Consider the following 17359-nt stretch of genomic DNA (forward strand, 5'->3'; position numbering starts at 1 on the left):
TTTAGGCCACTCTCGCTTTCAACTAACATGCATATTAATAAGCCTCTTAAGAGGCCACTACTCTGTTTCTCCCTTCTCTCTTTGCTTTGTAAAGGGCTTCGTCTACTCGTTTTAAAATGGTTTCTTTTGTATCTTCTTGGTTTAGCGATGTAACACCAAAGGAGCATGTTATACTAAAACCTTCTTCAAAAAGAAAATTTTCTATTTCTTTTCTTAGTTTTTCAGCCAAGGCTTTCGCATCCTCTAAAGTGGTTTCTGGCGATATTATAACAAACTCCTCACCACCGTATCTTGCCAATATGTCTGTGGCTCTTATGTTTGATAAGACTATATTTGCTATAGTTTTTAACACTTTGTCTCCTATATCGTGTCCATAGGAGTCATTTATGTGTTTGAAAAAATCTATGTCAAACATAATAACGCTTAAAGGCCTGTTGTATCTTTTTGCAAGGGTTAGATACTCTTCTAGCTTATCTTCTAAACACCTTCTGTTGCATATTCCAGTTAGGTCGTCTTTTATAGATAGTTCTTCAAAATATTTTATAATCATTGACTCTTCTGTGATATCTTGAAGTATACAAAGTATCAGTGTTTCATGGTTTTGGTTTATTCGGTTCATGTTTAGTTTTAGCACAATATTTTTATCTTGTTTCATAATAATATCGTTTATAGTAAAAACTCCACCCTCGTCTGCTGTAATTTTCCTCAAATATCTCTTCATTAGTTCTTTTTTATCATCATCAAATATAAGAAAATCTTCGAAAGTTTTTATACCTTGATTTTTTATCATAGTGTCAAAATATTTATTTTTATATATAATTTCTATCTCTAGATTTTCTAAATTTTTTAGTTTAAATATAAAAGCCCCAAAGTTTGCTCTATCTAATATATTTTCTAATGTTTTTTTCTCACGTGTTAGTATGTCTTTTAGTTGCTTTTCTTGTGTGGTATCTACAAAGCTAAATATAGCGATATCTTTACCGCTTAAATCTTTTGTTAGGGTTAAAGAGCCCTTTACATATACAAGATGGTTATTTTTATTTATCAGGTTAAACTCTTGTAAAAGTATCGATTTTTTGTTTGGGAAGGCTTCTATAAGATCTTTCGTGTGTATTGGAGAAAATATATCAAATATGCTTATTTCTTTTATCGTATCTTCGTCATATCCTAAAAGCTCAAGAAAGTATCTGTTTGTATAATAAATATTATCTATATCAAATACCACCACACCTATTTGAGTATTCTCTACTATATTTTTAAGAAGTTCATTCCTATAGTTTAACTCTTTTCTAAGATTTATGTGTTTTAATGCATTTTCTATCTTTTCTTTAAGCTGTGTGATGAAAAACCCATAATCTTCAAAGTAGCCTTTAATGTTTGAACATATGCAAAGGGCTCCGTAGGGCTTACCATCTTTCAATACAGGCACTGCAAAGGATGAGACGGTCCCTCTTTCTAAAAGCTTCTTTCTTACAAACTCATCTTCTATATCTTCCATATTTTTATGGTAAACAGGGATTTTAAGATAAAAAGCCTCAAATATGGGAAAATTTTCTTCTTTATCTTTTACATTTTGAATACAGCTTTCTGATGACGAACTTATTTTGGTTTTGCCTTCTTGGTTTATCATAAAACATACATCTTTTGATATATCCTCTTTTTCTAAAAATCTAAAAAGATTTTCTATAAATTCTTCTTCTGTGTCAGAGATGTTGCTAAGACTATCTATCTCTTTTAAGATTTCTAAAAATTTTTTAGCCCTTTCTTCTTTCGTAACATCATATACGATGGACAAAAGGTATATTTTACCACCCAGATAAACAGGGGATGAGTAAACTTCCACATCTCTTATCTCTCCAGATTTTAATCTGTGCTTAAACTTAAAGAAGTTTAGCTCTTTGTTTTTGGCTTTTGATATGAGTTCTTTCATTTCTTTTTCGCCTAAAGTGTTTATATCCCAACTTTTCAAAGTAGTTATTTCTTCTTTTGTGTATCCATAAAAATCAAGAGCGGCCTGATTGGCGTTTGCTATGCTGTAGGTATCTGGATCTACCAAAAGCATGGGTATACTGTGTCCTTCAAAAAATGTCTTGTAAAATTCATTTTGATCTTTTAGAGTATAGATAGCTATAGCAGTTACTATTAAGATATTTAGATATCTCATACGCCAGTATATACCGTATAGATTTTCTGTGTCTTTTTCTTTTATAAGCTTATAAAAGTATTGAGCGGCATAATGAAGCCTCTCGTGTGCTTTATGAACATTCTCTTTAACATCTTTTGGCATTGCTGAGTTTTCTATTTCCTTGTAGACTGGGCAAGATTTTGCATCCATCGTTATGGAAGGTGTTTCGTTTAATTCAAGATAATCTTTTGTTATAGCGGCTTTAAATTGTGCGCTTGGTTTTAAAAGCTCTGGTAATATATCCTCAGCATACAAAGTAGATTCCAACGTTTCTGAATCTTCTATACACCTTATACCGTAAGCTCTTGATATATTTTTTTCAAGAATTTTAAAGAAAGAGTATATCTTGTCGTAAGCTTCCTCTGTAAATTCGTGGCTCTTGAAGTATTCTTTTATAAAGCTATTTTTTATATTCTCTATATTGTGTTTTATATAGTTTATATGAGTTTTATCATAGGCTTCATACCCTATCTTCTTTATGGTTTCTTCATCTATAATCCCTGTATCTAGGTAATCATCTATCAATTTTTTTATGCTTTCTTTGTATACGCAATCAGAAGTTTCCATAGTTGTATAATTATATCAAAAAAAAAAAAAAAAAACGATTTTGGAAATATTTTAAATTAAGCTTAGGTTATAGCTTTAAAAACTTTTCAACGTTATCAACCACAAGCTTTGTTTTAGCGTCGTATTTTTTGAAAGCCTCCAACTGTTTTTCATTAATATTGGTGTTATATTTTACCTCTATTAGGGTTTTGTCCTCTGTTAGAAAATCTATCTCAACGTTGTTTTCATAAACATAGCAAGGTTTTTTTGATTTTATTTTTAAAAATACAAGATTTTCAAATATTGCCCCTTTATCTTTGAAACCTGTAAATGCGTTTTTTATACCTACATCAGCCACGTAGATTTTCTTAGGGGATTTTATTCTCTCGTTTAACTTACCGCATTTTTCTATCGGATATATTAAAAACGAGTCTTTAAAGTATTCAAAAAACCTTCTTGCAGTATCTACGCTTATTCCAAGCACTTTGGATACCTTGTTTAAGCTAAGCTGCTTTCCAGATCTTTCCATAAGAAGATAGAAAAAATCTCTTAAAAGTGACGCTTCTTTTACGCTATGAAAACTCATGATATCTTTGTATATAATATCATCGGCAAGCTGTTTTATATATTCTATATCCTCTGTTATCACATATTGGGGTACCCCCCCTAATTCCATGTATTTTTCAAAGAATGTATAGGTAAGATGATGGTTTGCTTTGGTTATTTTTAAGTTTTTAAAAGCCAAAAACTCTTCAAAATCAAGAGGTAAAATCTCAATCAAGTTGCTTCTTCCAGTAAGGTAAGCGTTTTCGTCTTTTAGCATAGAAGCTGATGAAGATGTTGCAAATAGCTTTATATTGTAAAGATCGTAAATATTTTTAAGTTGTTGTGAAAAATCTTTTTTATAAGCTATTTCATCTAAAAAAACATAAACTCTTTGCTCAAAAGCTATGCCTTGAATCTTAAAGTAATCTTCCAATAAATCAAGGATTGATTTCTTTTCTAAAGCGTAAAAGTCCAGCGATATATAAAATATATGCTTGGGGTTTATACCGAGTTTATTTATAAGACTGTGTATTATTAGTTTAAAAATGGTTGATTTCCCCACTCTTCTAATCCCTGTTATCAACTCTATCTCTTTTTTATCAAGGCGCTTTATAAGTTTATCCACATACTTTGGTCTATTGATGGCGCTTATCTTATAATCATTTTCCCACCAAGGATTGAATCTATAAAGTATCTCCTCTATATCCATATGTATATTATACGATATCATCGTATAAAAATCTATAAAAATATACGATGCCATCGTAAAGAATTTGCAAAATAGTTTTTTGGCTTGACTACTGCCTTGATTGAAGATAAATTAATAGAGTTAGAATATTTGGAAAGGAGTGTTTTTATGATTTTAGAAGCAATAGATGTAAAAGAGCTTTTACAAGAAAAGGCCGGTTATATACTGTCGTTTTTGATGGGAAACGGCGGAGAATACGGAGAGATTTTTTATGAGGACTCTTCAAATACACGTATTGTTTTTGAAAACAACAAAGTGGATAAAATAGAACATGGGTCTGATGTGGGTGTAGGTCTTAGGCTTATAAAGAATCACAAGGTATATTATGGATATTCTACGGAGTTTGACATAGACTCTTTGGTGGAGCTTGCTAAAACCATAGCAAACACGTCTTCTCAAGGTCCTATAAAGGTTGGAAAAGCCTACGCCAAAGCTTCTATGCCTATAGGGATAGACCCAGAACAAATAGAGCTTTCAAAGAAAATAGAGATTTTAAATAGAGCTAATGATGCTGCCAGGTCTTTTGGAGAATATGTAAAACAAGTGAGTGCAGTCTTGATGGATAAAAAAAGACAAATAATGATAATAAACTCTTTAGGAGAGCATGTAGAAGACATCCAGACAAGAACAGTCTTCTACACGGAAGTTGTGTCTTACAAAGATGGCATCCTTCAAAGGGGATACGAATCTATGGGGGGCAACGTAGGTTTTGAGCTTTTTGAAAGAAAATCCCCTGAGGAAATAGCAAGTGTAGCTGCAAGAAGGGCTATCATGCTTTTGGATGCAAAACCAGCACCAGCGGGTAGTTTTACCATAGTGATGTCTTCAGAAGCAGGCGGGACGATGGTACACGAGGCTGTGGGTCATGGGCTTGAGGCAGATTTGGTACAGCAAGGCCAATCTGTTTATAAAGATAGGATAGGTCAAAAAGTGGCTTCTTCGTTGGTGAGTGTCATTGATGATGCTACGATTCCAGGCATGAACGGCTCTTTTAACTTTGACGATGAAGGGGTTGAGGCTCAAAGGAAAGTTCTTATAGAAGATGGTTATCTGGTAGGCTATATGTACGATAGGTTAAGGGCTATGAAAGACGGTGTGAAATCCACTGGCAACGGTAGGCGTCAAAGCTATGCCCATCCTCCGGTGGTGCGTATGACAAATACCTTTATTAAAAGCGGTAAAACAAATCCAGAAGATATAATAAAAGACACCAAAAAGGGTATTTTGGTAAAGAAAATGGGTGGTGGACAAGTAAACACCATCACTGGAGATTTTGTTTTTGATGTAATGGAAGGCTATATTATAGAAAATGGCCAAATTACATATCCTATAAGAGGAGCAACACTCATAGGAAACGGCCCTAAGGCTTTGGAAGATATAGATGCCGTAGGTTACGACGAGGGTTTTGCCATAGGCACCTGCGGTAAAGATGGTCAAGGGGTGCCAGTTTCAGATGCTCAACCCACTGTGAGGATAAAATCTATGACTCTTGGTGGATGCGAGGTTTGCAGTGGATAAAATAATAGATATAAAAAAACAAGAGCTAAACCTAAAACTATCCGAGCTAAACAAGGTAAAAGATGAAATAAACACCTTAGAAACCGAGAAAAAAGATATAGAGAAAGCTATGAACCTTTTAAATGAAGATGTTTCTTCTTACGATGAGTATATATCAAACTTGGTAGCTTATCAAAAGCTGTATGTAAGGTTAAAAGCTATAGAAAAAACGCTTGATGAGTTAAAACTGTTAGAGGAGGCTTTGGCTGAGGAAGCAAAAGATATTGTTAGAGATATTAAAGCTATGGAGATCATAAAACACAATAGACTGATTGAGCATACAAAGAAAGAACTATACAAAGAGGAGATGAACGCCAGTTTTTTCTACAACCTAAAACATTTTTACATAGTTTTGATAGCCTTGTTTTTGGCTTTTAGTATGAAAAGCTTTGGAGCACCGGCTTTGTATCAAAACGCTAAAACGCAAGTGGAACAAAATATTAACTCCGATGAACAAAACCTAAACCTTCTTTTAGACCAAAAACTTCAGAAGTTAGAAAAAGAAAAGAAAGAACTTCAAGCCCTTATAAAACAACAACAAGAGCTTCAAAAGCTTCAAAAGAAAAAGCAAGAAGAGGCCAAAAAGAAAAAACAGCAAGAAGAACAAGAAATACAAAAGTATGTAAAAGTAGTAGCCGCTGCTGATAGTGACCAAGCGGGAGCTATGCTAAACGATGTAGACCCTGAGATAGCGGCTAAGATTCTTGTTATGCTACCTTCTAGAAAAGCTGGAGATATACTTTCAGCGATGGACCCTAAAAAAGCTGCCCTTGTTACTGATTATATTATGACACACAAAAAAGAACTAAACGCCATGAAAAAAGAGATTATGAACGCCAACAATCAAGCTCAAAATCAGAACGCGCCTTCGGTTTCTCCAAATCAAAACCAACCCCAAAATTCTCCACCACCTCCATCGGGATAAGATATGAAAACGTTAGATAAAACCAACGAAAAACTCATAGAAGATATTTTAAACAAATACAAAGAGCATGAGGATGTTATAAGCAAAGCTATAGATTTTATATATCAAAAGCATGAAAACCAAACAAGAAAATCTGGAGAACCCTACGTAAACCATCCTATAGCAGTAGCCAGCATATTAGCTTCTATAGGGATGGATTATCATAGTATTGTGGCTGGGCTTTTACACGACGTAGTAGAAGATACTGATACTACCGTTGAGGAGATAAAAAAAGAGTTTGGCCCTCAGATCGCAAGCCTAGTGGATGGCCTTACCAAGATAGACAAGTATAAGTTTTCTTCAAAAGAACATGCAAAGGCTGAAAACTATAGGAAAATGCTTTTTGCTATGTCAAAGGATGTAAGGGTCATAGTCATAAAGCTAGCAGACAGACTACACAACATGAGAACCCTTGATTACATGCCGAGGCACAAACAGCTTGAAATAGCCAATGAGACTATAGATATATACGCTCCGATAGCCCATAGGCTTGGAATATGGAGCATAAAGAAAGAGCTGGAAGACCTTTATTTAAAATACACGCATCCTGAAGAGTACGAAAAAATAAAAGATTTTGTCCAAAAAATAAGTACAGAATCAGAGGTTTATCTAAAAAAATACTTTATATCGAAAGTGGTAGAAGCCATAAACGATTTTTTCAAAGATAAAAAACCAAACTACACCATACAATATAGACAAAAGCATATATACAGCATATATCAAAAGCTAAAACGAAAAAATCTAAGCTTGGAGGATTTACAGGATATTCTTGGCATAAGGGTGATAGTAGAGGATGTGGCAGAGTGTTATACTGTTTTAGGTATAGTTCATAGTATTTTTAGGCCTATACCAGGAAGCTTTGATGATTACATATCGCTTCCAAAACCAAACATGTACCAATCTCTTCATACTGCCGTGGAAGGGCCCAAAAAGAGAGTTGTGGAGGTACAGATAAGGACTTACGAAATGCACGAGAGAGCTGAAAAGGGTATAGCAGCTCACTGGGCTTACAAAGAAAATTCCTCTACAAAAGACAACTCCATATTTGCATGGTTAAGAGAGGTGTTAAATAGCATAAAAACCAAAAACGCCAATGAGCTCATAGAAGCTGTTAAAGATGAGCTTTTCGAAGATGAGGTATTTGTATTTACTCCAAAAGATGATGTTGTAGTGCTTCCAAAAGGTGCAACGGTGCTTGATTTTGCATATTACATACATACAGATATAGGAAACCACTGTCAAAGGGCTATAGTAAACAACAAGATAGTGCCTCTTTCTTATGTGCTTCAAAGCGGTGATAGGGTAGAAATTATAACAAACCCCTCTCAAAGCCCAAAAATAGAATGGCTTAAGATTGTAACCACAAAAAAAGCAAAAACTCGTATTAGGCTTTTCTTGAAAGCAAAAGAAAAAGAAGTGGCTATAGAAGAAGCTCACAAAACCCTTTTAAAGCTTTCAGAGAAACTAAGTTTAGGTTTCGAAGATATGATAAAAAAACTCAGTTCTCATTTTGATTTAAACGAGCAGGAGCTTTTTGCAAACATAGGTTTTGGTAAAATCCCAATAAACAGGGTAATAAAGCTGTTTTCCAAAGAAAAAGAGCAAAAACATATAAAAGACGAGGGTAAAGAGGGGTCTTTAAAACTTGAGAGCGTATCAAACGTGCTTTTTAGTGTAGCGAAGTGTTGTATGCCAATTCCAGGAGATCCAGTAATGGGGGTTATATCAAAAAACGCTGGTATTGTTATACATCATGAGAAATGCCCAAACCTTCAATACGCCATTAGAAATATACCTCAAAAAGTGGTAAAAATAGACTGGAAGTCCCAAGACAAGTTATATACCACAAGGATGAGAGTTGTAGCTTCAGATAGACCTGGCATACTTTCAGAAGTGTCTTCTGCTTTTACAAAATCAAACATAAACATAGTAGAAGCTTCTACAAAAACCAACAACCTCAACATAGCAAACATGGATTTTAAAGTGCAATTAAGAAACACAAAAGACTTAAAAAGAGCTTTTGACGAAATAAAATCTATAAAAGGTGTAGAATCTGTAAAAAGGGTGTTTGGATGAACTCTTTAGAAGTTTCTAAGAGCTTAGGTTTGATACATGAGGGGAAACCGTTTTTTATAAAAGATGTATTTTTTGATTCAAGAGAGTCTATAAAAGATGCTTTGTTTGTAGCTATAAAAGGAGAAAAAACCGATGGCCATCTTTATATAAAAAACCTTCTTGACGAAAATATAGCGGGTTTTTTGGTAAGAGAAGACTTTGACTGTAAAGAGATACTAGCAAAAGGTAAATCTTGTTTAAAAGCCAAAGATACGATAAAAGCTTTGCAGGACATAGCCTCTTTAAAAAGGAATAGCCTTAAAGCGAATGTTGTAGCGATAGCTGGTTCTGCTGGTAAGACCACTACAAAAGAGCTTATAGCCCATGTGTTGCCTGGCAAAGTGCATAAAACTTACAAAAATTTTAATTCTCAGATAGGTCTTCCAAAGGTGGTTATAACAGCTGATGATGATATAGGTTATCTTGTGTTGGAGATGGGAGCCACCGCTTTAGAAGATGTTAAAAAGCTTACAAACATCGCAAAACAACATATAGGGGTTATATCTTCTATAGGAGAAGAGCATCTTGAGAGTTTTGGTTCTATTGAAAACGTAGTAAAAGGAAACTTTGAAGTGTTTGACTCTCCAAATCTTTTGTCTGGGGTCTACCCTAAGGCGTTTCATAGCTTTTATAAAAAAGAATATGGGCTTAGTTTTTGTAGGTTTAGAGACGATGCTGATATAAGGGTAAAAAATGTCTATATAGACGAAGAAGGTACACATTTTGAGATAATGGGAATTAGGCTTACTATACCAGTTTTGAGCATAGGTATAGCAGAGAGTGCAGCCGCAGCGGTTGGTGTTCTTGCATCTTTTGGTATAGATTGGAAGGAGCTAAAAGACAGGTTTGAGAGTTTTAAAGGTGTGCAAGGAAGGATGCAACTTATAAAAAAAGGACCTTTTAGAATAATAGACGATACTTACAACGCAAATCCTGTTTCTGTAAAAAATGCCATTCTTACTATAGATAGTTTTAAAGATTTTAATAAGATAATAGTTTTGGGAGATATGCTTGAGATGGGAGAGTATTCAAAGGCTCTTCACGAGAAAGTAGGGGCTATGCTGAAGTCTTCTCATATTAACAATGTGTATCTTTATGGAAGCGATATGAAATACGCTTACGATGTTTTAAAACTTTCCAACAAAGAAGTTTTTTACTTTGATAATCAAGAGGAGTTGTCTTTTCATCTTGTTAAAAGCCTAAAACAAAAAACCGATACCAATACAATGATTTTGGTAAAAGGCTCTAGAGGCATGAAGATGGAAAATGTTGTGGATAGGCTTGTAAATGGTTTATAATATATATTGCTTTTATAGGTATTATATTTTGATTTATATATAGATATTTGGAGGTTTATATATGGAAGATTTAGGAAAAGACGAAGTGGTGATAGGAAGGTATATAGTAAAAACACAAAAGTACTACTATTCAAAAGATCATGTATGGGTTTTGCTAAAAGGGAATATCGCTAAAATAGGTGTGACAGATTACGCGCAATTTCAAGTGGATACCGTAGAAGAGATAAAGCTTCCAAGCGTAGGAGATTACTTTGAGCCACAAGATGTAATTTGCAGAATAGAAGGTCTTAAAGGAATGTTTGAAGTACTATCCCCTATTACTGGCACTGTAGAAAACACAAACTCTTACTTAGAAGACAACCCTAGTATAATAAACGAAGATCCCTATGAAGAAGGCTGGATTGCGGAGATTAGAATGTCAGACCCCCTTGAAGTAGAAGATCTCATGTCTTCAGAGGAGTATATAGAATATTTGGAAGAGCTAATAAGAGAAGAATCTGGTTCAGTAGGTATAATACACTCACCAGATATATTAGAAGAAGAGCATTTAGAAGAAATACCGGAAGAGGAGCTTGGTTATGAGGAAGAACATTGATTTATTTTATATTAAATAAATCTTCGTTGTTTTTTTCATTGTAAAAGCTCAATACCTTTATATATAAAACGCCTTTTTGTGGCATATAAACGTAAAAAGATTCTGGAGTTAGATTTCTTGTTAATTTTAGGATTACGTAGGATACATCTTTTACGATGCTTGATTTTGGTATAAAGAGTATCTCATAATAGCCATCCTGATAAGAGGTAAGTATAGGTCTAAATACGCTGGTTATATCTTTGTTTAATATGCTTATACCTTTTATCTCTTGGCTTTTACCTTTTATATCGTAAGTATAGTTTGAGCTTTTGTTGTAGAGTATGGTGCTTTTACCGTTGTATAGTATAACAAACTTGTTTGGCTTTTCATATGTAAGTTTTATTTTAAAAGGTGGTTTGTTTTCAATATATGCTTCACCATAAGATACAATAGGCTTAGTGTAACCTATAGGGTAAAACTTTTGCTGAAAATCTATCTTTATAAGCTCCATATGTTTTATCTTATCTAAAAATTTATCTACTACCTCGCCAAAAGCCAAAGATATCATCAAAATAATCACTAAAATATATCTAAAGCGCATGAAATCTCCTTAAAAATCCTGACAATATTTCAAACCAAGAGTACAGCTCTTCAAACCTCACACTTTCTATGTTGTCATATTTCGTATTTGATACAATGCAAGGATAAGAACCAAGCATGAGCGTTTTTACATCTTTATTTTTGAAGGGAGCATGCAAAAAAGACATTGTTTTTGTCTTTAGGAAAAATATGTTTTGATTTATGCTTTTTGCATATTTATAAAATTTTTCGCTCATATAAAAGGAGTTATCCCCGTGGGCGTCTTCATAAAAACAGCTTTTGTTTGTCCAGCCCATATTGAAAACAGATATTGCATAATAAACGTGTTTTAGATGTTTGCTAATATGCTTTTGCACACTATCAAAGTTGTAGTTATCTTCTTCTGTAAAAAAGAACCTAAATCTAAAATCGCTATTGTAATGTTTACAAAAAGATTGTGCGATACCAAGGGACAAAGCTATTGATGAAGCACTGTATATAGATCCGTAGCTGTCGTCTTTTGAGCTTATTGAGGTAATGACATATACAATAGGGCCTCTTCCTATATCAAAAGATATATTTTCTATCTCTATCTGTTCTTCTTTTATGGGTTCTAAGGTTATGTATGTTAACTCTTCTATATATTCTAAGTCTTTAGAGCTTATAGAAAACACCGGCATGTTGAAGTTGAAAACTCTCTGGTAAAAGTTTGTGTCGATGGTTATCAGGCTAAATATAACGGCTTTTGGTTTTATCTTATTTATCCTATCTTTATAAAGTTCTATATCTACTATATCTTTGATTAGCAAAATTGGAATATAATCTTGAAGGGTGTTTATATATTTTAACTTTTCTATTTCAACAATAAGAATTTTACCCTCTACATGCTCTTTGAATTTGTTTAATATATTTAGTTTTACAAGTTTTTTAGCTTTTAGAAAAAAATGTGTAGGTGTGGTTTTAGATCTATGCTCTTCTATGTTTAATAGTAGATTGTTTTTTATAGCAAACTCTTTTACAAGATCTTTTGCATAGCCAGATCCTAAAGAATTTACAGGTCTTGGGTATTTTGATACCTCTTGGCAAACCTCCTTTAAAAATTTATGTGTCATATACTGGAGTAAGCCAGTGCCTATATCTTTCTATATTTCCCCTTACTGCATCAAAGTATAGTTTTTGAAGCTTTTGAGTTATGGGACCTATACCTCCATCTCCTATTGGTCTATTGTCTACCGCTATTACTGGGGTTATCTCTGCTGCTGTACCCGTTAGAAACACTTCGTCAGCCATATAAAGCTCGCTTCTGGCTATAGATCTTTCTTCTACCTCTAAAAAAAGTTCATTTTTCGCAAGCTTTATGACGGCTCTTCTTGTGATACCTTCTAATATGCCTTCGCTAAAAGATGGTGTGATAAGCTTTTTGCCTCTTATTATAAATATATTTTCACCAGAGCCTTCAGCTATATTTCCTTGTTCGTTTAAAAGTATAGCCTCATCATATCCAGACATCAAAGCTTCTGTTTTGGCTAAAGCGCTATTTACATAAGCCCCAGCCACTTTCCAGCGAGAAGGTATAGAGTTGTCGGGGTTTCTCTTCCAAGAAGATACTTTTGCATGGATACCTTTTGAAGTGTCTAAGTATCTACCAAACTTATACGTATATATAGCTATTTCTGGCGTAAAATCTTTGAGCTTTGGTGTTAGCGCCAAATCTTTAAAATATACAAAAGGTCTTATGTAAGTATCTTCCTTTATTTTGCTTTTTCTCAAAATTTCTTTTGTAATTTCTGTTAGTTCTTCTGGGGTTTTATTTATGTTCATAAACATAGCTTTTGCATTTTTTAAAAGCCTAAGATAATGTTCGTTGGAAAAAAGTATGTAAAGCTGTTTATGTTCTTCGTTGTAATATGTTCTTATGCCTTCAAAAACAAGTGTACCGTAGTGTATAGAGTTGGTTTTGATGTTTATGTTGGCTTGTTCTACTGGTATTATGTTTCCTTCAAAATAAGCGTATTCCATTTAACCACCTCTTAAAAAATAAAATAAAAATGCCGAAGGTGGGACTTGAACCCACATGCCCTTGCGGGCGGGGGATTTTGAGTCCCCTGTGTCTGCCATTCCACCACTTCGGCTAGTTATTATAATATCATATAAAAGGCTTTTAAGTCAATGACTTCTTCAAATCATATACACCAAATCCTCAAAGCTTTTTAGAACAAAATCTGGCTTTGTTTCTTTCAATTTTACATAGCCCCAGCTTGCCAATGCACTTTTACAATTTGATTTTTTCGCGCTCTCTATATCTACATACGTATCTCCTATTACTATACTCTCTCCTGGGTTTATACACATTTTTTCCAGAGTCCTCGCAATAGGCACTGGAGAAGGTTTTCTTTCATTGTAGGTTTCTGGACCTACTATATATTCGAAATAGTTTTCTATGTTTAGAGCTTTTAATATTATATTGCTAAGCTCTAAAGGTTTGTTTGATACTACGGCCATCTTCTTGTTTTTTGATTTTAAAAGCTTTAAAACCTCCGAAGCCCCTTCGAAAAGCTTTGTGTTTTTGATGGGTTCTTGGGCGTAGTAAGATTTAAATACCTCTATGGCTTTTTCTAAATAGGTTTTATCCTCTAAAATTCCTTTAAAAAGCTCCCTTGTACCAGAGCCTATATGTTTTTTTATCTCTTCTTTTGATTTTTCCTCAAAGCCTAAATCTTTCAGTGTTTTGTTGGCAGCGTTTGCTATGTCTTCCAAAGAATCTATCAAAGTGCCGTCCAAATCAAATATGTATCCTTCAAAGTGCATCAAAGTTCCTCTTTGTACCAAAAAGATATTGCTGTATCTCCGTAAACTCTCTTGTCTTTTGAGCCAAAATCAAGCTTTGAACTGTGTTCTAGTATAAAAAGTCCACCTTCTGACAAAACATTTTTTACCAAAAAAAGAAGCTTATCGTAATCTTGAAATTTGTAAGGAGGGTCTGCAAATACAATATCAAACTGCTCTTTTGAGCTTTTTAAAAACGATAAAACATCTCTTTTAACAAACTTTACATCTTTGGTTTTTACGTTTTTATTAGATATATCTACTGCCGTTGGTATGGCACCTCGCTTTTTTGCTTCCAAAGATATTGTAGCGCTTCCAGCAAAAAGCTCTAAGAACATGAGCCCCTCTATATCTCCAATTATGTTGAATATAGCTAATTTCACCATTGAAGATGTGGGTCTATAAGACATTTAATTATTATATCATTTTATGATCTAAAGACTTTGCTTTTAGGATAATTTATAATATTTACATGGAAGACTTGTTAAAAATTGTAAATGACTCTTTTATAAACAGCATAGAGACCAAAAGGGCCTTTTTAGAGATGTATAAAGATAGGATAGTGGAAGTGGGACTTATTATGGCTCAGGCGCTTTTGGATGGTAATAAGATTTTGTTTTTTGGAAATGGAGGCTCAGCAGCAGACTCACAGCACTTAGCGGCAGAGATTGTTGGCCACTACAAAAAAGAAAGAAAAGGCCTTCCTTCTATAGCCCTTACTACAGATACTTCCATACTTACTGCCGTTGGCAACGATTATGGATTTGATGTTATATTTGAAAGGCAGATAGAAGCCCTTTGTATGCCGGGGGATGTGGCTATTGGTATATCTACATCTGGGAACTCTCCAAACGTGATAAAAGGTCTTATGAAAGCCCACGATATGGGAGCTACCACCATAGCTTTTAGCGGTAAGCAAGGGGGCAAGGTGGTGGATATAGCCCATTATAGTTTTGTAGTACCCTCTTACGATACAGCAAGAATCCAAGAGTGCCACATAACCCTTGGACACACTTTATGCGAAATCATAGATGAAGTTGTAAATGAAAAGCTATCTATGGCCTAAAAGTGTATTTTTATATCCATTTTTATTTTTTATACTTTTGGGTTTTTTGACTTTTAAAAATAATATCAAAATCCCTAAAACTCATCTAAAGGATGGTTTTTACAAAATAGAAGCTAAAGCGCTAACAAGCTCCGAAATAAAGATCATAAACCCATCTTATCTAAAAGGTAATATTTTGCGTTTAAATATAAAACTCCCAAAAGACAGCTACATAAAAGGTTATATAAAGGTAAAAAACGGCATCGCAAAAACTTCAAAAGATTTCCTTGAAATATCAAAACCATATAACCGTGATTTGGGGTTTTTAGAAAGACTAAAGATATTTTTAAAAAATAGGTTCAAAAGCACCACTTCAAACGATTGGTCAAAGGATATAGGCCTTGCGCTTTTGTTTGGAGAGGGAGTGAAGGCTCTTCCAGAAGATCTTCTTACAAGTTTTTCGGTAAACTCTTTGATATTTTTACTTATTATGTCTGGGATTCATATAGATATGATTTTTAAAAACATGTCAAATCTCTTTTTTGGTGAGTATAAAGATGTTTTTGCACTTTTACTTTTGATAATCTATATCGGTATTTTTATGGAACACGGGGCCCCTATAATAAGGGCTGTTAGTTATCTTATGGTGAGTGTTTTGCTAAAAACCTTTTATAGATACGCAAGCAACATAAAAATATTTTTTATATCTGGTATTCTTACGCTTTGTTTTAATTTATCTTTTTATAAAAGTGTTGGTTTTTGGCTTTCAATGATTATAACATTCTATATACTTTTTTATCTTAAAAGCGTCGATACCCCTAAAACCTTCTTTGGTAAGATATTGCTTTCTATGGAGCTTTCTTTGGTGGCAATACTTAGCTCTATGCCAATGGTTTCAAAGCTTGGGCCTATATCTATATTAGCTGTTTTGGTGGTGCCATTTTTGCTTTTGGTTGTAGAATTATACCTTGTTTTTGGGTTTTTAAACATATTAACGGTTTTCTCTATACCTATATTTTATATACCTTTAAATAAAATAGCTTACTACTTTGGAGATTTTGTTTATAGCATTAATCTAATGCCTATTTATTTTAAAATACCTATTTACTATGGAGTGGTTTTTGATGGACTTTTGCTACTATCTATAGTTTTTATAAAAGATAGATTTTTAAAGATCTTTTCTATGATACTTCTTTTTGGTTTAGCTTACGCTATGTGGAGCTTATAAAATCTCACAAAAACTCTTTTAGCGTAGAGGTCAATATATCTAATCCTTCTTCTATCTCTTCTTTTGTAATAACAAGGGGAGGAAGCATCCTTAAAACGCTATTGGCGGTGCAGTTTATCACTAGTCCCCTTTTGTGAAGTTCTGTAGATATCTCCTTGCAATCTTTTTTTATATCAAGCCCAAGCATCAATCCTTTTCCCTTTAAAAGCCCAAAACCTTCTAAAGCATTTCTAAATATTGCCTCTTTTGAAGGTATATCTTTCATAAGATTTGGTAGCTCATCAAGGGTAATAGAGGCTGCCATACAAGAAAGGGCGTTTCCTCCAAAAGTAGCCCCGTGGGTACCCACTCCAAAAGATTCTGAAATCTCATCTTTTGCAATAACAGCTCCTATCGGAAGCCCAGAGCCAAGTCCTTTTGCCATTGTAACGATATCTGGTTTTATATCTGCATGCTGATATGAAAAAAACTTACCTGTCCTTCCCATGCCAGCTTGGACTTCATCCAATATTAAAAGTATGTCATTTTCTTTACATATATTTTCAAGCTCTTTTAGAAACTCAAGGTTTGCTTCGTTTATACCACCTTCTCCTTGAATGGCTTCTATCATTATGCCTGCCGTTTTATCCGTATCTTTTATCAGGCTTTTAACGGAGTTTATATCGTTAAACTCGGCATAATCAAAACCATCAAGCATTGGCTCAAAACCTTGGTGTAGGTTTGGTCTAGGGGTAGCCGATAAAGAACCCATGGTCCTTCCGTGAAAACCACCTTTAAAGGTGATGATACGGTATTTGTCTTTTCCTTTGTCTTTGAAGTATTTTCTTGTAAGTTTTATGGCTGCTTCGTTTGCTTCAGTGCCACTGTTGCAAAAAAATACTTTGCCGTTATCTTTATAAAAGCTTATCAACTTTGAGGCCACTTCTTCTTGCCAAGGGTTTTCGTATAAATTTGAAGTATGGATTATCTCGTCTATTTGATGTTTCAAAGCGTTTTTAAGCTTTTGATGTGAGTATCCCAACGTATTTACAGCAATACCCGATAAAAAATCTATGTACCTTTTGCCATTTTTGTCAAATAAAACAGAATTTTCTCCTCTTACAAAGACTATATCTTTACGAGGATACGTGTTCATTAAAAACATAAAA

Annotated in this window: 15 protein-coding genes and 1 tRNA gene; 7 read left to right on the forward strand and 9 right to left on the reverse strand. The window is 33.9% G+C overall.

Features of this window, described 5'->3' with window-relative positions:
• Window positions 1-46: 46 nt before the first annotated feature.
• Both HY04AAS1_RS06850 and HY04AAS1_RS06855 read right to left on the reverse strand, forming a co-directional pair.
• A complete protein-coding gene (locus tag HY04AAS1_RS06850) occupies window positions 47-2752 on the reverse strand; it encodes a diguanylate cyclase (RefSeq protein ID WP_012514398.1) in 2706 nt (901 codons plus the stop codon).
• Window positions 2753-2819: 67 nt separating this feature from the next.
• Window positions 2820-3986: an ATP-binding protein gene (locus tag HY04AAS1_RS06855; RefSeq protein ID WP_012514399.1), complete on the reverse strand. Its 1167-nt coding sequence runs from the start codon at window positions 3984-3986 to the stop codon at window positions 2820-2822.
• A 147-nt stretch (window positions 3987-4133) separates the two neighbouring features.
• Here HY04AAS1_RS06855 and HY04AAS1_RS06860 point away from each other — a divergent pair, with 147 nt between their 5' ends.
• From HY04AAS1_RS06860 to HY04AAS1_RS06880, 5 genes are all read left to right on the forward strand, one after another.
• Window positions 4134-5543, forward strand: a complete 1410-nt coding sequence (locus HY04AAS1_RS06860; RefSeq protein WP_012514400.1) for a TldD/PmbA family protein — start codon at window positions 4134-4136, stop codon at window positions 5541-5543.
• Complete coding sequence (locus HY04AAS1_RS06865) at window positions 5536-6507, forward strand: hypothetical protein (RefSeq protein ID WP_012514401.1); 972 nt, start codon at window positions 5536-5538, stop codon at window positions 6505-6507. Before HY04AAS1_RS06860 ends, HY04AAS1_RS06865 begins: the two co-directional genes overlap by 8 nt.
• 3 nt (window positions 6508-6510) lie before the next feature.
• Window positions 6511-8622 (forward strand): bifunctional (p)ppGpp synthetase/guanosine-3',5'-bis(diphosphate) 3'-pyrophosphohydrolase, encoded by a 2112-nt coding sequence (locus HY04AAS1_RS06870; RefSeq protein WP_012514402.1) that lies wholly within the window; start codon window positions 6511-6513, stop codon window positions 8620-8622.
• Entirely contained in the window at window positions 8619-9959 is a 1341-nt protein-coding gene (murF, locus tag HY04AAS1_RS06875) for a UDP-N-acetylmuramoyl-tripeptide--D-alanyl-D-alanine ligase (protein ID WP_012514403.1), read from the forward strand. Before HY04AAS1_RS06870 ends, murF begins: the two co-directional genes overlap by 4 nt.
• A gap of 61 nt (window positions 9960-10020) precedes the next feature.
• Window positions 10021-10554, forward strand: coding sequence for a glycine cleavage system protein H (locus tag HY04AAS1_RS06880; RefSeq protein ID WP_012514404.1), 534 nt, complete (start codon window positions 10021-10023; stop codon window positions 10552-10554).
• A 1-nt stretch (window position 10555) separates the two neighbouring features.
• Here HY04AAS1_RS06880 and HY04AAS1_RS06885 read toward each other — a convergent pair whose 3' ends face one another.
• From HY04AAS1_RS06885 to HY04AAS1_RS06910, 6 genes are all read right to left on the reverse strand, one after another.
• Complete coding sequence (locus HY04AAS1_RS06885) at window positions 10556-11134, reverse strand: outer membrane lipoprotein carrier protein LolA (RefSeq protein WP_012514405.1); 579 nt, start codon at window positions 11132-11134, stop codon at window positions 10556-10558.
• Entirely contained in the window at window positions 11124-12224 is a 1101-nt protein-coding gene (locus tag HY04AAS1_RS06890) for a hypothetical protein (protein WP_012514406.1), read from the reverse strand. The genes HY04AAS1_RS06885 and HY04AAS1_RS06890 overlap by 11 nt, the downstream gene beginning before the upstream one ends.
• Complete coding sequence (locus HY04AAS1_RS06895; RefSeq protein ID WP_012514407.1) at window positions 12214-13131, reverse strand: branched-chain amino acid transaminase; 918 nt, start codon at window positions 13129-13131, stop codon at window positions 12214-12216. Before HY04AAS1_RS06895 ends, HY04AAS1_RS06890 begins: the two co-directional genes overlap by 11 nt.
• A gap of 30 nt (window positions 13132-13161) precedes the next feature.
• Window positions 13162-13244 (reverse strand) — tRNA-Leu (locus tag HY04AAS1_RS06900).
• Between the two features lie 46 nt (window positions 13245-13290).
• Window positions 13291-13920, reverse strand: coding sequence for an HAD-IA family hydrolase (locus HY04AAS1_RS06905; protein WP_012514408.1), 630 nt, complete (start codon window positions 13918-13920; stop codon window positions 13291-13293).
• Window positions 13920-14348, reverse strand: coding sequence for an RsmD family RNA methyltransferase (locus tag HY04AAS1_RS06910; RefSeq protein ID WP_012514409.1), 429 nt, complete (start codon window positions 14346-14348; stop codon window positions 13920-13922). The genes HY04AAS1_RS06905 and HY04AAS1_RS06910 overlap by 1 nt, the downstream gene beginning before the upstream one ends.
• A gap of 62 nt (window positions 14349-14410) precedes the next feature.
• On the opposite strand from HY04AAS1_RS06910, the gene HY04AAS1_RS06915 reads away from it, so the two are divergent.
• A complete protein-coding gene (locus HY04AAS1_RS06915) occupies window positions 14411-15004 on the forward strand; it encodes a D-sedoheptulose 7-phosphate isomerase (protein ID WP_012514410.1) in 594 nt (197 codons plus the stop codon).
• Window positions 14982-16211 carry a ComEC/Rec2 family competence protein gene (locus tag HY04AAS1_RS06920; RefSeq protein ID WP_012514411.1) on the forward strand — a complete coding sequence of 410 codons (1230 nt, stop codon included), beginning with the start codon at window positions 14982-14984 and terminating at the stop codon, window positions 16209-16211. The genes HY04AAS1_RS06915 and HY04AAS1_RS06920 overlap by 23 nt, the downstream gene beginning before the upstream one ends.
• A gap of 4 nt (window positions 16212-16215) precedes the next feature.
• Here the strand turns inward: HY04AAS1_RS06920 and HY04AAS1_RS06925 are convergent, their stop codons facing one another.
• A complete protein-coding gene (locus HY04AAS1_RS06925; RefSeq protein ID WP_012514412.1) occupies window positions 16216-17355 on the reverse strand; it encodes an aspartate aminotransferase family protein in 1140 nt (379 codons plus the stop codon).
• Between the last annotated feature and the right edge of the window lie 4 nt (window positions 17356-17359).

The sequence above is a fragment of the Hydrogenobaculum sp. Y04AAS1 genome, assembly GCF_000020785.1.
GTDB lineage: Bacteria > Aquificota > Aquificia > Aquificales > Aquificaceae > Hydrogenobaculum.

Excerpts from the sequence above, each read along its gene's own strand:
- HY04AAS1_RS06850 (WP_012514398.1), bottom strand. The coding sequence starts at position 2,752 with ATGGAAACTTCTGATTGCGTATACAAAGAAAGCATAAAAAAATTGATA.
- HY04AAS1_RS06855 (WP_012514399.1), bottom strand. The coding sequence starts at position 3,986 with ATGGATATAGAGGAGATACTTTATAGATTCAATCCTTGGTGGGAAAAT.
- HY04AAS1_RS06860 (WP_012514400.1), top strand. The coding sequence starts at position 4,134 with ATGATTTTAGAAGCAATAGATGTAAAAGAGCTTTTACAAGAAAAGGCC.
- HY04AAS1_RS06870 (WP_012514402.1), top strand. The coding sequence starts at position 6,511 with ATGAAAACGTTAGATAAAACCAACGAAAAACTCATAGAAGATATTTTA.
- murF (WP_012514403.1), top strand. The coding sequence starts at position 8,619 with ATGAACTCTTTAGAAGTTTCTAAGAGCTTAGGTTTGATACATGAGGGG.
- HY04AAS1_RS06880 (WP_012514404.1), top strand. The coding sequence starts at position 10,021 with ATGGAAGATTTAGGAAAAGACGAAGTGGTGATAGGAAGGTATATAGTA.
- HY04AAS1_RS06885 (WP_012514405.1), bottom strand. The coding sequence starts at position 11,134 with ATGCGCTTTAGATATATTTTAGTGATTATTTTGATGATATCTTTGGCT.
- HY04AAS1_RS06890 (WP_012514406.1), bottom strand. The coding sequence starts at position 12,224 with ATGACACATAAATTTTTAAAGGAGGTTTGCCAAGAGGTATCAAAATAC.
- HY04AAS1_RS06895 (WP_012514407.1), bottom strand. The coding sequence starts at position 13,131 with ATGGAATACGCTTATTTTGAAGGAAACATAATACCAGTAGAACAAGCC.
- HY04AAS1_RS06905 (WP_012514408.1), bottom strand. The coding sequence starts at position 13,920 with ATGCACTTTGAAGGATACATATTTGATTTGGACGGCACTTTGATAGAT.
- HY04AAS1_RS06910 (WP_012514409.1), bottom strand. The coding sequence starts at position 14,348 with ATGTCTTATAGACCCACATCTTCAATGGTGAAATTAGCTATATTCAAC.
- HY04AAS1_RS06915 (WP_012514410.1), top strand. The coding sequence starts at position 14,411 with ATGGAAGACTTGTTAAAAATTGTAAATGACTCTTTTATAAACAGCATA.
- HY04AAS1_RS06920 (WP_012514411.1), top strand. The coding sequence starts at position 14,982 with ATGAAAAGCTATCTATGGCCTAAAAGTGTATTTTTATATCCATTTTTA.
- HY04AAS1_RS06925 (WP_012514412.1), bottom strand. The coding sequence starts at position 17,355 with ATGTTTTTAATGAACACGTATCCTCGTAAAGATATAGTCTTTGTAAGA.